Source organism: Acidiphilium sp. MT5 (assembly GCF_054767495.1).
Genome location: NZ_BAABMR010000001.1, coordinates 295,786 through 308,261, shown reverse-complemented (window position 1 = coordinate 308,261; position 12,476 = coordinate 295,786). Strand labels below are relative to the sequence as shown.

Genomic DNA, 12,476 nt, shown 5'->3' with positions numbered 1-12,476 from the left:
ACAGCGTTCGGAGCCCATGGCCGGTTTATTCGACGATGATCCGCCGCCGCCGCAAACAGGCCCGTCCCTGTTCGGCGATGACGCCGCCTCCGATCCCGTTCCCGAATCCGCCCCCGCTTACCGCGTCCTCGCCCGCAAATACCGCCCAACCCATTTCGATGATCTGATCGGCCAAGACGGCCTGGTCCGCACCCTGCGCAACGCCTTCGCGATGAACCGCATCGCCCATGGCTTCATGTTCACCGGCGTGCGCGGCGTCGGCAAAACCACCACCGCACGCATCATCGCCCGCGCCCTGAATTGCATCGGCCCGGATGGCACCGGCAGCGCCACCGCCGATCCCTGCGGCGTCTGCGCCAATTGCCGCTCGATCCTCGAAGACCGCCACCCCGATGTGATCGAGATGGACGCCGCCTCGAATACCGGCGTCGATGATGTGCGCGCGATCATCGATGCCACCCAGTTCAAACCGATGATGGCGCGCACCAAAGTCTTCATCATCGATGAAGTGCATATGCTCTCGCGCAACGCCTTCAACGCGCTGCTGAAAACCCTCGAAGAACCGCCCCCGCACGTCAAATTCATCTTCGCCACCACCGAAATCCGCAAAGTCCCGATCACCATCCTCTCGCGCTGCCAGCGCTTCGACCTCAAGCGCGTCCCCATCGAAACCCTCGCCGCCCATTTCGCCAAAGTCGCCGCCGCCGAGGCCATCACCATCGAACCCGGCGCGCTCGAAGCCATCGCCCGCGCCGCCGATGGCTCGGTGCGCGATGGCCTGTCCCTGCTCGACCAAGCCATCGCCCTCGGCCCGGACGCCACCACCATCACCAGCGACGCCGTCGCCACCATGCTCGGCCTCGCGGACCGCTCGATCGTGTTTGACCTGATGGATGCCATCGCCGCCGGCAACACCGCCCAAGCGCTCGGCGTGCTCGATCACGCCCATGATAACGGCGCCGAACCCGGCCAGATCATGCAGGATTTGCTCGGCCTGACCCATACGCTCTCGCGCCTTAAATCCATCCCCAGCCTCGCCACCAGCAGCGCCCTGCCCGAGCTGGAACGCACCCGGGGCCGCGCCTTGGCCGACCAACTCTCAATCCCCTGGCTCGGTCGCCTCTGGCAAATGCTGCAAAAAGGCCTGGCCGACATCGATCAAGCGACGGATCGCCGCACCTGCGCTGACATGGTGCTGATCCGCCTCTGCTTCGTCGCCGACGCCCCCACCCCCGGTGATTTGCTCCGCCAATTGCGCGATGGCGCACCAACGCCCACACCAGCCCCCAACCCCATACCCCCCAGCGGCGGCGGCCCGTCGCTCCGCGCGGTGGCCAACGGCGCGCCCATCAGCAGCGCCGCCGCCCACCCCGCGCCAACCCCCGCACCGAGCGCAACCCAATCCCCCCGCCCGATGCCCACCAGCTTCGAGCAAATCGTCGCCCTCGCCCATGACCGGCGCGATATCCGCCTCCATGCGCATCTGCGTCACGATGTCGGGCTGGTGCGCTTCGCCCCGCCGGTGATCGAGCTCAACATCGCCCCCGCCGCCCCGCGTGACCTCGCCTCGCGCCTCGCCGCCATGCTGGAGCAGGAAACCGGGCGGCGCTGGACCATCGCGGTATCCACCGAAAAATCGACCCCCAGCCTCGCCGCCGCCGAAGAGCAGGAAGCCGCCAACGCCCATCAGCAAGCCAGCCAACACCCGCTGGTGCAAGCCGTGCTCGCCGCCTTCCCCGGCGCGCGCATCGAAGCCCTGCACCGCCCCGAACCGCAACCCAGCGTTAGCACCGATGACGATGGAATGCCGCACGACCCCTCTCTCGATCAGGAGTATTCATGAAAAATCTCGCCGGCCTGATGAAGCAAGCCCAGCAAATGCAGCAAAAAATGCAGGATATGCAGGCAATGCTGGAAACCCTGGAAATCGAGGGCCAATCCGGCGCCGGCCTCGTGCGTCTCACCCTCTCCGGCAAAGGTGCGCTCAAGCGCGTCATGATTGACCCGAAACTCCTCGCCCCCGAAGAAGCCGAAACCCTGCAAGACCTGCTGATCGCCGCCCATAGCGATGCCCGCACCAAGCTCGATGCCGTCTCCGCCGCCGAAATGCAAAAAGCCACCGGCGGCATTTCGCTGCCTGAAGGCATGAAGTTCCCGTTCTGATCAAGTCCCGTTCTGATCAGGGCTTTCCCAACAACCGCCGATAATAATCATGCGCCGCAGCCGGTAATCCCGGCGCGGCGTCGCGCTTGATCAAGCTGCGCTCAATCCGGCGCGCCACATCATCACGCCCCGCTCGCTTCAGATCAAACACCCCGCCGCCCACCGCCCCCTCGGGTCCCGGCGGGCCATCACCGGCCTGCGCACCCGCTCCCGGCGCACCACTGCCGGGTGTTGACCCCGCCTGCTGCGCCTCGGCTTGGGCCTGTGCGCGCGCCATCGCTTTCCCAGCCTGCTGCAATGCCGCAATCGCCGCACGCTGGGCGGGTGCCGCCCCCGCCGGATCACCCGCCTGCAACTTGGCCTGCGCCTGCGCCATCGCCGCCGCCGCCGCCGCCAATTGGCGCGCCCCCGCCATCTGCGCGCCCGCCACACGCTGCGCCAAAGCCTGCGCCTGCGCCTGCAAACCCGCCTGCGCCCCCGCCAGATTTTGCGAACCTGCCCCCCCCGCTTGCTGGGCTGCCATCGGCGTCCCTGATTTTCCCGTCCCTGGTTTTTGCGTCCCTGATTTTTGCGCACCCGAAAATGCCGGATGCGCCGCCGCCACGCTCTGATCGAGCAACGCCGATTGCGCCCGCGTCATCTGCGCCAATTGCCGGGCCTGCGCTCGCGCTTCCTGCGCCCGCGCCTCGGCTTGCGCCGCCTGCGCCGCACTCATCGGTCGCGCGCGCTGCAACCCGCGCAACATCCGGTCCAATTGCCGCAAATCCGCCGCCGCGCGCGCCTTCTCGCCCGCCTGCGCCTCCTGCGCAATCCGCTGCACCTGCTGCTCCACCGCCTGATTAACCCGCGCCTGCGCCGCTGCACTCTGCGCGGAGGGCGCACCCGCCACCGCGGCCAAATGCGCCGCCGAGGCCCGTTCCACCGCCTGCACCAAACGCTGCAACGCCGCCTGATCCACCGCACCGTGGGCAATATCGCGCCGCAACGCCCGCTCCAGCGCCGCGCGCGACGCCGCTAGGCGCTGCGCCGTGCGATAGCCAACCCCCTGCTCCGCCTGCTGCACCAAGCGCCATAACAGCGCAAACGGGTGCGCCACATTGCCATGAGCGAACCGCGTCGCCGCCGCCGCCATCGCCAAATCGGTCGCCGCCGTTACCCGCTCCGGCGGCGAGGAAGCCAAGCGCGCCAAACCCGCCGCCACCGCCGCCTGCGCGCTCGGATGCAGCGCCAAATGCTGGCGGAGCAAAAATATTTGCGCCGCCGTCGCATTGCGCAAAACCGGGGCGGGTAGCCGAAACGTCACCAGGAGCGAAACCCCCACCATGTCTCGCTGATTGGTCGCGACCAGCATGGCGCGCACCATCAGCCCAGCATAGCGGCTCGCCGCCAAGCGCACCCGTTCGCGCCCCACCCCCGCCGCCCGTGCGCCCAGCGCCACGCTCTGCACCGGCAACCGCACCGGCTGAGGGTCGCGCCGCGGAGGCCGCAACCGCAGCAGGAGCGATTTAACGCCATACGGACTATCGATCCGCCAACCAATTTTTTCGCCGCCATCGCGATCCTGCATCGGCATCCCAGCAAACGCGACCTTGGGTGCGCTCGGCGCCAGCACCATCACCCGCAGCCGCAGCAAATGCCGCCAGAACGAGCCGACCCGCAGCACACCACTCCGCTCAATCGGCATCTGGGCGCGAAAACTACCGCCGCCTAACGCGGCCAAATTCTGCTTCACCCCGCCAAACCGCACCGCCGGCCCAGCCTCGCCGCGCCCCACCCCGGTCACAATCAATGACAACGAACTCCCGGCCAACACCTGCTCGCGCGATACAGCTTGGCCCGATCCATGCGGGTGCGATTGTGGTCGCAGCACCATCGGCGCCCGCCCGGTCCAAACCGGCGGCGTCAGCCAAAGCTGGATTTTTGGCCGTGGCCCAAACAGGCTGGGCGGTGAAAATCCCCGCGCCAGGCGCGGCCCCGCCTGCGGTCCCGCCAGCGCCGCCGCCACCACCAGCCCCAGCAGCAACAAAGCGCGCAGCCCAAACCGGTCGCGCGCAAACACATCCAGCACCGGCGCCCCGACCCGCGCTGTCGCCACCTCACGCGCCAACCGCGCCCGATGGGCAGCGAAAAGCTGCACCGTCGCCGCCGACAGCGCGCTGCCCGGTGCCGCCACCAGCCGATCCTCGATCATCGCCAAATTCCACGGTGCCAGCCCGGAATCCCGCTCAATCCGGCGATCCACCTCCGAAGCACCGGGCCGTGGCACCGCCCGCACCCCCCCGATCAGCGCCGCCACCAACGCCACCAGCCCGCCCAGTTGCAGCCAAACACCCGATAGCCCGGCCAGCACCAGCAGCGCGTATCCCAGCAGCACCGCCAGCGGCCCGATCGCCACCGTGGCCAGCCTTTCGCTCCACAGCACCAGCAGCGCGCGTCGGCGCACCCTCTGGAGCCGCGCGCGCATCAGCCAAGCCCTCCCGTTTCAAGCCCGCCAGTTTCAAGCCCGCCAGTTTCAAACCCACCAGTTTCAAACCCACCAGTTTCAAACCCACCAGCGCCCAAAAACTCCGGCACAATTTCGTCGCGCCACAAATCAGGCACGCTCTGGCGCGCCCGGATCACAAAATCACGCCCACCCTCCAGCAAAATCTGCGCCGCCAATGGCCGCCCATTATACGCGCTGCTCATCACCGCCCCATAGGCCCCGGCATCCAAAATCGCGACGATGGATCCCGCCGCAACCTCCGGCAAATCATACCAACCAAACCGGTCGCTACTCTCACAAACCGGCCCCACCAGCGCCGCTGGTGCGCCGTGCTGCACCGCCAAGCCGGGCGAGACCGGCACCACCCCATGATGCGCCTCATACAAAGCGGGCCGCAGCAAATCATTCATCCCGGCATCCAGCACCACAAAACGCTGCTGCGCCGTGCGCTTCACCCGCGTCACCGACGCGAGCAAAATCCCCGCCGGTCCCACCAGCCAGCGCCCCGGCTCGACCAATATTTCCAAATTCCGCCCGGCCATCAACCGCGCCAGCATCGCCGCATAGGCCGACAGCGCAAAACCCGGCCCGTCATCAAAAGGGGTTCCAAATCCCCCGCCGACATCGAGCCGCCGGATCGCATAGCCTTCCGCGCCCAACCCATCCACCAGCGCCAACACTCGCCGATACGCCGCCTCGAACGGCGCGGGCGCAAAAATCTGACTGCCAATATGGGTGGAAAACCCCACCGGCGTGATCCCCGGCAGCGTCGCCGCATGCCGAAACAACGACGCCGCCGCATCAAAATCAATCCCGAACTTATCCGCCGCCCGGCCCGTGCTGATCTTGTCATGACCGCCTGCGGCAATATCCGGGTTCACCCGCAACGCCACCGGCGCCATCACGCCCAGCCGCTGCGCCGCCGCCGCAATCACCGGCAATTCCTCAGCGCTCTCCACATTAATCTGGCCAATCCCCACGGCCAGCGCCTGCTCAATCTCATCATCGCGCTTGCCGACCCCGGAATACACCATCCGCGCCGGCGCGATCCCGGCGGCCAGCGCCCGGCCCATCTCGCCGGCACTGGTCACATCGGCACCCGCACCGCCCTCACGCAGCAGCGTCAGCACCGCCAAATGATCATTGGCCTTCACCGCATAGCAAACCGACGCTGGCACCCCGGCCTCGCTCAACGCGCCTTGCAGCGTGGCGAGCCGCCCGCGCAGCATCGCGGCGCTATACACCCAACTCGGCGTGCCATGCGCCTGCGCCACCCGCGCCAACGCCACCCCATCGAAACACAGCCCCTCGGCGGGATCGATGCGCAGCCAAGGCCGCGCCGCCACCAGCCGATGCCATGCTTGATCGCGCATCAAATCCATCCGCGTCCGACCTTATTGCCGCGACGGATATTGATGCGGATAGGTCACCGCACTGGCCGGCCCCGGCGCCGTCGGCGCGCCCGCCCGCCCGCAGCCGCTCAGCGCCGCACAAGCGAGCAACGCCGCCAACAGCCACGAAACCCGAATCACTGGCTTCAATTCAATGCCTCCAACCAATGCGCCGCCGCCGCCTGCACCAAAGCCGGCGCGGTGCCACCATAACTCCGCCGCGACGCGACGGAGGCCTCCACGCTCAATACCGCAAACACCGCCTCGGTCAGGCGCGGCTCGATCGCCTGCATCGTCGCGAGCGGCAAGCCGGTCAGTTCAACCCCCGCTTGCTCCGCCGCCGCCACAATCCGCCCGGTCACATGATGCGCGGTGCGAAACGGCATGCCCAATTCGCGCACCAAATAATCCGCCAAATCGGTCGCGGTGGCATAATCCGCCCCCGCCGCCGCGCGCAGCCGCGCACCATCCGGCTGCATGTCACGCACCATCCCCGCCATCGCCGCAATCACCAATTCCGCCGCGTCAAAACCGGCAAACGTCGCTTCCTTGTCATCCTGCATATCCTTGGCATAGGCCAAAGGCAGCCCTTTCATGATCGTCAGCAGCCCGATCAACGCGCCAAAAATCCGCCCGGTCTTCGCCCGCGCCAATTCCGCCGCATCCGGATTGCGCTTTTGCGGCATGATCGATGAGCCGGTGGAATAGGCATCGGACAAGCGAATGAAGCGAAACGGCGCGCTGGTCCAAATCACAATCTCCTCGGCAAAGCGCGATAAATGCATTGCGAGGATCGACAACGAAGCCAAAAACTCGATGGCAAAATCCCGGTCCGACACCGCATCCAGCGAATTGCCGCAGGGCGCATCAAAGCCCAGCGCCGAAGCCGTCATCTGCCGGTCAATCGGAAACCCGGTTCCCGCCAACGCCGCCGCCCCCAGCGGCGATTGGTTGAGCCGCTTGCGCGCATCGGCCAACCGGCCCCGATCCCGCGCCAACATCTCGACATAGGCCAGCAAATGATGGCCAAACGTCACCGGCTGCGCCGATTGCAAATGGGTAAATCCCGGCATGATCGTCGCGGCATGCTCCAAAGCGCGCTCAGCCAAAGCGCGCATCAAATCGACCAGCCCGGCATCCAGCGTATCAATCGCGGCGCGCACCCAAAGCCGAAAATCCGTCGCCACCTGATCGTTGCGGCTGCGCGCCGTGTGCAACCGCCGGCCTGCCTCGCCAATCCGCGCCACCAACGCCGCCTCGATATTGGTGTGAATATCCTCAAGCGCCGGATCAAAGCGAAATTCCCCCGCCGCAATCGCCGCCGCAATGGCGCTCAACCCCGCGTCAATCGCCGCCCCATCATCCGCCGTGACAATCCCTTGCGCCGCCAGCATCGCCGCATGCGCCCGGCTCGCGGCAATATCCTCGCGCCACAGCCGCTGATCCACCCCAATCGAGGCATTAATCGCCTGCATCACAGCATCGGGACCCGCCGCAAACCGCCCGCCCCATTGCAGTTTTGCCGCCGACGGGCCAACATCATATTCGTCATTTGCCGTTTTCGAGGATTCGCTACTCATGAAACTCACGCTTTCCAGACGATCTTTCGCGCGCCGTGCCGTGGCCACCCTGGCCGTCGGTGCCGCCGCTCCTGATCTAGCGGCGCTGGCCGGGTTCAGCAAATCCGCGCACGCCGCCATCCAATTGCCGGATGCCGCCTCGGGCTGGAACGAGACCATGCCGGTCCCCGCGCCCAAATTCCACTTCATGGACCAGGAAGGCCGCCGCCTCACCCTGGCCCATTACCAAGGCACCGGCCTGATCGTGAATTTCTGGGCCACCTGGTGCCCGCCCTGCCGCGCCGAGCTGCCCACCTTGCTCGCCCTCAACAAATCGCTGCACGGCACCGGCATCCGCGTGCTGCTGATCTCGGTGGATTCCGCCGGCGCCCAAGTGGTGCGCCCATTTTTCGAGCGCCACCACATCACCGACATCCCGATGCTGATCGATCCAAACTCCAGCGCCCTCAACGCGTTCGATGCCAGCGGCATCCCCTTCACCGCCGTTGTCAATCGCGATGGCCTAGTCGCCGCCACCCTCGAAGGTGCAGGCGATTGGAACACCCCCACCACCATCGCCGCCCTCAAACACATCATGGGCCCCGCCAAAACCAAATCCAAACCCAAACTCACCGCGACCTAACCGCGCCGCGCCGCACGCAGCCAAATGTCCGCAACCCTCACCATCCGCGCCGCCCAACCCAGCGACGCGCCTGCCCTCGCCGCGATCCGCAATCTGCCCAAGGTGCGCCACGGCACCCTCGCGCTCCCGTTCAGCCGCCTCGCGGATACCGAGGCCTATATCGCCAAACTCGGCCCCAACACCCATCTGCTGGTCGCCGAGCAAAACGGCATCATCACCGGCTCCGCCTCACTCGATCGCCATACCGGTCGCCGCGCCCATGCCGGGGTGATCGGCATCATGGTGGGCGATCCCTATCACGGCCAAGGCATCGGCACCGCGCTGCTCACCGCTCTGCTCGACCTCGCAGATCACTGGCTCGGCCTCACCCGCCTTGAACTGAACGTCTTCGCCGATAACAGCCGCGCCATCGCCCTTTATCAGCGCCTCGGCTTCGTCCAAGAAGGCCATCTGCGCCACTACGCCATGCGTGACGGCACCTTAGCGGATAGCCTCACCATGGCCCGGCTCCGCCCACCCCCCAGCCGCTAAAAAACCCAGTCTTACACCGGCAACCCAATCCGCGCGCGCAACCCGCCCAGCGGACTATCCTCCAACACCAGCTCGCCGCCATGCGCGGTGATAATATCCAGCGCAATCGCCAGCCCCAACCCGGTCCCCGCCGCCGAGCCGCTCTCGAACGGGCGCATCATCCGCGCCCGCCGATCCGCCGGAATCCCCGGCCCATCATCATCCACCACAATCCGCACCGCCCGCTCGCCATCGCGCATCGCCGCAATCCGCACCAAGCGCGCATGGCGCATCGCATTATCGAGCAAATTGCTCAGCACCCGCCGCATCCCCTCGGGTCGCAACAGCACGGCCGGCAGCGGGTCAACATCGCTCACCACCCGCGCCCCGCCCTGCGCCTCATGCCGGCGCGCCTGCACCACCACCTCACCGATCAGCAGCGACAAATCAGTCGCCACCGGCTGCTCCTCGCCCTCGCCGCGCGCAAATTCCAAATAGAGCCGGATCAGCCGCTCCATCTCCTCAATATCGCGCTCCATCTCCGCCCGATCCGGCAATTCCTCCGGCAGCATCGCTAACGCGAGGCGCATGCGCGTCAGCGGCGTGCGCAAATCATGCGAAACCCCCGCCAACATCGCGGTGCGCTGCGCCAAAAACCGCCGCACCCGATCGCGCATCCGGTTGAACGCCGCCCCCGCCCGCCGGATCTCCGCCGCCCCCTCCGGGCGGATCGGCCCGGTATCGCGCCCCATCCCGAACGCCTCCGCCGCCCCCGCCAGCCGCTTGATCCCGCGCACCTGATTGCGCAAAAACAGCGTCGCCAACCCCAACAGCAAAATCGTCGTCCCCGCCAACCAGGCGAAGAAAATATAAAGCTGCCCCACATAAAGCCGCTTGCGTGGCACATCCACCGTCAACTCACCCCCCGGCTCGGCAATATCCACCCGGATCATCCCCGGCGGCCCGTGCCACACCAGCGCAAACGGACGCCCCAACCCGCTGCGCAACGCCGCGATCAAATCCTGATCCACCGGCCCGAACGCATGCGGCGGCAATTGCGCCACAAAGGGCCGCCCCGGATGCTCATGAAACGCAAACTCAAAGCGCTCTGCCGCCCGATTGAAAATAATCTGCCTGCGCGCCGGATTGCGATCCGCCGCATCCACCACAAACGCAATTTCCCCCGCCACGCTGAACGCCAACCGGCGCGACAGCACATCCAAATGACTGCCATAAAAAATCTGCAACGCCACCGCTTCGGACAAAATCAGCGGCACCAGCACAATCAACAACGTCCGCCCAAACAAACTCCGCGGCAGCACCCGCCGTAAAAACCGCTCCGGATCAACCCGCTCGGTGCGCAGCCGCACCCTCAGGCCCCCGGTTTCAAAATATAGCCCCGCCCCCGCACCGTCTGCAAAAAGCGCGGCTCACGCGGATCAATTTCAATCTTGCGCCGCAACCGCGTCACCTGCACATCGATCGCCCGTTCCCCGGTCTCATCCATGCCCAATAATTCCGCCAGTGCCTCGCGCGACAAAATCTGATGCGGGCGCGCCGCCAACGCCGCGAGCAACCCCGCCTCCGCGCCGGTCAACCGCACCCGCCCGCGCGGCGTCACCAACTCGCCCCGCGCCGCATCAAACTGCGCCGCCCCCAGCTGCACCGGCCCCACCAACACACTCGGCGCCACCCGCCTGCGCAACAACGCCCGCAAACGGAGCAATAATTCGCGCGGATCAAACGGCTTGGCCAAATAATCATCCGCCCCCGCCTCAAACCCCGCGATCCGATCCTCCGGCGCCCCGCGCGCCGTCAGCAATAATATCGGCAATGACGGCGCCCGATCCGCGCGCAACCGCTCGGTCAACTCAAGCCCGGTCTCATTCTCCATCATCACATCCAACACCAGCACATCCGGGTCGATGCTGCGCAGCAAATCCCGCGCCTGCGCCGCACTCGCGGCCACCGTCACCATAAACCCGTGCTCGGTCAAATACCGCGCCATCAATTTGCGCAGCCGCTCATCATCATCCACCAGCAACACATGCCCCTGCTCGGGCATGATCGGCTGGATCGCCATCAGCGCTGACCCTGCATGCCTTCTCGACGCTTACCATCCCGGCGCGCCAATTCCCGGCGCTCCAAATAATCCCGCGCCGGCGGCTTCATCAATCCGAGCAACACCCGCCGAAACCCCTCGACCGCCGGCCCGCCCGCCTCACGAAACGCCGCCACAAACCGCTCGCGCTGCGCCTCGAATAATTGCCGCTCCAGCGCCACCCCCGCCGCGGTCAAATTCAGTAAACGCTGGCGCCGATCGACCCGCCCCGGCTCCTGGCTCACATAACCCTGCGCGATCAACGGCCCCAACACCCGCGCCAAACTCTGCTTGGCAATCCCCAAAATCTCCAATAATTCGCCCACCGGCATCCCCGGATTACGCCCAATGAAATGCAACGTGCGATGATGCGCCCGCCCCATATCCAACCCCGCCAAAATCGCATCCGGCGCCGCGACTAGATCACGCTGGGCAAAAAACAGCATGTCCTGCGCCAAACGCAACTCTTCCTCGCGCAAAAACAACAGCCCGGCGGGCAAACCGGCTTGAGCAGACTTGTCTTGCATGGCATCCTCTCTCCTCTATTGGTCCGATCACCAACCATTCGCCTAATGTGATAGGACAGTTTCTACGACCTTTAACACCTCGAAATCAATCGCAACCCCGCCCACCCGTAACGAATGCCCAACAATGAGGAACTTCCGATGAGCTTGATCCCCTTCGATGACCGCGATGGCACCATTTGGTGGGATGGCGCGCTAATCCCCTGGCGGGACGCCAAGCTGCATGTCCTCTCCCACGGCCTGCATTATGCCTCGGCGGTCTTTGAAGGCGAACGCGCTTATTCGGGCAATATTTTCCGCCTGCGCGAACACACCAACCGCCTGATCAATTCCGGCAAAATCCTCGGCTTTGACATCCCCTACACCGCCGATGAAATCGATGTCGGCTGCAACGCCGTGCTCAAAGCCAATAATCTGACGGACGCCTATATCCGCCCCCTCGCCTGGCGCGGCTCCGAACAGCTCGCCGTCTCCGCCCAAAAAACCAAAATCCATCTCGCCATCGCCGCCTGGCCCTGGCCCAATTTATTCGGTGCGGATCGGATGAAAGGTGTGCGCCTCGGCATGGCCCAATGGCGCCGGCCAGACCCGCGCACCGCCCCCACCGCCTCGAAAGCGGCAGGCCTCTATATGATCGGCACGCTCTCCAAACACGCCGCCGAAGCCGAAGGCTTTGATGACGCGCTGATGCTCACCCTCGAAGGCCATATCGCCGAAGCCACCGGCGCCAATATCTTCATGACCATCGATGGCGCGCTGCACACCCCGACCCCGGAAAGCTTCCTCGATGGGATCACCCGCCGCACCGTCATGGCGCTCGCGCGCGCCCGTCAAATCCCGGTGATCGAACGGCGGATCCCGCTTGAGGATCTCAGCCGCGCCAATGAAGTGTTCCTCGCCGGCACCGCCGCCGAGGTCACCCCGGTGCGCGCCATCGGCACCCACAGCTTCACCCCCGGTGCGATCACCGAAACCCTGATCGCGGATTACACCGCCCTGATCCACATGTCGCCCGAGGAAGTTGCCCGGCGCGCGGCGTGAGCGCGCCTCTTATCAACCAAGAGTGCGCGGCATGAGCGCGCCTCTTACCAACCAAGAGC

The 12,476-nt window shown here is 65.9% G+C and carries 12 protein-coding genes; 5 read left to right on the top strand and 7 right to left on the bottom strand.

What is annotated here, in order from left to right:
- Positions 1 to 16: 16 nt before the first annotated feature.
- Together ACYUCQ_RS01430 and ACYUCQ_RS01425 are read left to right on the top strand one after the other, a co-directional pair.
- Positions 17 to 1,843, top strand: coding sequence for a DNA polymerase III subunit gamma/tau (locus ACYUCQ_RS01430; protein ID WP_460252712.1), 1,827 nt, complete (start codon positions 17 to 19; stop codon positions 1,841 to 1,843).
- Positions 1,840 to 2,163, top strand: a complete 324-nt coding sequence (locus ACYUCQ_RS01425; RefSeq protein ID WP_460252711.1) for a YbaB/EbfC family nucleoid-associated protein — start codon at positions 1,840 to 1,842, stop codon at positions 2,161 to 2,163. Before ACYUCQ_RS01430 ends, ACYUCQ_RS01425 begins: the two co-directional genes overlap by 4 nt.
- A 16-nt stretch (positions 2,164 to 2,179) precedes the next feature.
- Here ACYUCQ_RS01425 and ACYUCQ_RS01420 read toward each other — a convergent pair whose 3' ends face one another.
- From ACYUCQ_RS01420 to argH, 4 genes are read right to left on the bottom strand one after another with little or no spacing between them, the layout of a single operon-like run.
- Complete coding sequence (locus ACYUCQ_RS01420; RefSeq protein WP_460252710.1) at positions 2,180 to 4,627, bottom strand: DUF4175 family protein; 2,448 nt, start codon at positions 4,625 to 4,627, stop codon at positions 2,180 to 2,182.
- Positions 4,627 to 6,021 carry a diaminopimelate decarboxylase gene (gene lysA / locus ACYUCQ_RS01415; protein WP_460252709.1) on the bottom strand — a complete coding sequence of 465 codons (1,395 nt, stop codon included), beginning with the start codon at positions 6,019 to 6,021 and terminating at the stop codon, positions 4,627 to 4,629. The genes ACYUCQ_RS01420 and lysA overlap by 1 nt, the downstream gene beginning before the upstream one ends.
- 21 nt (positions 6,022 to 6,042) lie before the next feature.
- Positions 6,043 to 6,189 (bottom strand): hypothetical protein, encoded by a 147-nt coding sequence (locus tag ACYUCQ_RS01410; protein WP_460252708.1) that lies wholly within the window; start codon positions 6,187 to 6,189, stop codon positions 6,043 to 6,045.
- Positions 6,186 to 7,619, bottom strand: a complete 1,434-nt coding sequence (argH, locus tag ACYUCQ_RS01405; protein WP_460252707.1) for an argininosuccinate lyase — start codon at positions 7,617 to 7,619, stop codon at positions 6,186 to 6,188. Before argH ends, ACYUCQ_RS01410 begins: the two co-directional genes overlap by 4 nt.
- Here argH and ACYUCQ_RS01400 point away from each other — a divergent pair.
- Together ACYUCQ_RS01400 and ACYUCQ_RS01395 are read left to right on the top strand one after the other, a co-directional pair.
- Positions 7,618 to 8,241 (top strand): TlpA disulfide reductase family protein, encoded by a 624-nt coding sequence (locus tag ACYUCQ_RS01400; RefSeq protein ID WP_460252706.1) that lies wholly within the window; start codon positions 7,618 to 7,620, stop codon positions 8,239 to 8,241. The two genes, argH and ACYUCQ_RS01400, sit on opposite strands and share 2 nt — an antisense overlap.
- A 24-nt stretch (positions 8,242 to 8,265) precedes the next feature.
- A complete protein-coding gene (locus ACYUCQ_RS01395) occupies positions 8,266 to 8,772 on the top strand; it encodes a GNAT family N-acetyltransferase (protein ID WP_460252705.1) in 507 nt (168 codons plus the stop codon).
- A gap of 11 nt (positions 8,773 to 8,783) precedes the next feature.
- Here the strand turns inward: ACYUCQ_RS01395 and ACYUCQ_RS01390 are convergent, their stop codons facing one another.
- The 3 genes from ACYUCQ_RS01390 to ACYUCQ_RS01380 are packed head-to-tail and all read right to left on the bottom strand — an operon-like array spanning position 8,784 to position 11,379.
- Positions 8,784 to 10,121, bottom strand: a complete 1,338-nt coding sequence (locus ACYUCQ_RS01390; protein WP_460252704.1) for an ATP-binding protein — start codon at positions 10,119 to 10,121, stop codon at positions 8,784 to 8,786.
- Between the two features lie 2 nt (positions 10,122 to 10,123).
- Positions 10,124 to 10,834 (bottom strand): response regulator, encoded by a 711-nt coding sequence (locus tag ACYUCQ_RS01385; protein ID WP_460252703.1) that lies wholly within the window; start codon positions 10,832 to 10,834, stop codon positions 10,124 to 10,126.
- Entirely contained in the window at positions 10,834 to 11,379 is a 546-nt protein-coding gene (locus ACYUCQ_RS01380) for a MarR family winged helix-turn-helix transcriptional regulator (RefSeq protein WP_460252702.1), read from the bottom strand. The genes ACYUCQ_RS01385 and ACYUCQ_RS01380 overlap by 1 nt, the downstream gene beginning before the upstream one ends.
- Positions 11,380 to 11,517: 138 nt before the next feature.
- Between ACYUCQ_RS01380 and ACYUCQ_RS01375 the strand changes: the two genes are divergently transcribed.
- Positions 11,518 to 12,417 carry a branched-chain amino acid aminotransferase gene (locus ACYUCQ_RS01375; RefSeq protein WP_460252701.1) on the top strand — a complete coding sequence of 300 codons (900 nt, stop codon included), beginning with the start codon at positions 11,518 to 11,520 and terminating at the stop codon, positions 12,415 to 12,417.
- Positions 12,418 to 12,476 lie beyond the last annotated feature (59 nt).

What these genes read in the sequence shown, in the direction of transcription:
- ACYUCQ_RS01430 (WP_460252712.1), top strand. Translation starts at nt 17, where the DNA reads ATGGCCGGTTTATTCGACGATGATCCGCCGCCGCCGCAAACAGGCCCG.
- ACYUCQ_RS01425 (WP_460252711.1), top strand. Translation starts at nt 1,840, where the DNA reads ATGAAAAATCTCGCCGGCCTGATGAAGCAAGCCCAGCAAATGCAGCAA.
- ACYUCQ_RS01420 (WP_460252710.1), bottom strand. Translation starts at nt 4,627, where the DNA reads ATGCGCGCGCGGCTCCAGAGGGTGCGCCGACGCGCGCTGCTGGTGCTG.
- lysA (WP_460252709.1), bottom strand. Translation starts at nt 6,021, where the DNA reads ATGCGCGATCAAGCATGGCATCGGCTGGTGGCGGCGCGGCCTTGGCTG.
- ACYUCQ_RS01400 (WP_460252706.1), top strand. Translation starts at nt 7,618, where the DNA reads ATGAAACTCACGCTTTCCAGACGATCTTTCGCGCGCCGTGCCGTGGCC.
- argH (WP_460252707.1), bottom strand. Translation starts at nt 7,619, where the DNA reads ATGAGTAGCGAATCCTCGAAAACGGCAAATGACGAATATGATGTTGGC.
- ACYUCQ_RS01395 (WP_460252705.1), top strand. Translation starts at nt 8,266, where the DNA reads ATGTCCGCAACCCTCACCATCCGCGCCGCCCAACCCAGCGACGCGCCT.
- ACYUCQ_RS01385 (WP_460252703.1), bottom strand. Translation starts at nt 10,834, where the DNA reads ATGGCGATCCAGCCGATCATGCCCGAGCAGGGGCATGTGTTGCTGGTG.
- ACYUCQ_RS01380 (WP_460252702.1), bottom strand. Translation starts at nt 11,379, where the DNA reads ATGCAAGACAAGTCTGCTCAAGCCGGTTTGCCCGCCGGGCTGTTGTTT.
- ACYUCQ_RS01375 (WP_460252701.1), top strand. Translation starts at nt 11,518, where the DNA reads ATGAGCTTGATCCCCTTCGATGACCGCGATGGCACCATTTGGTGGGAT.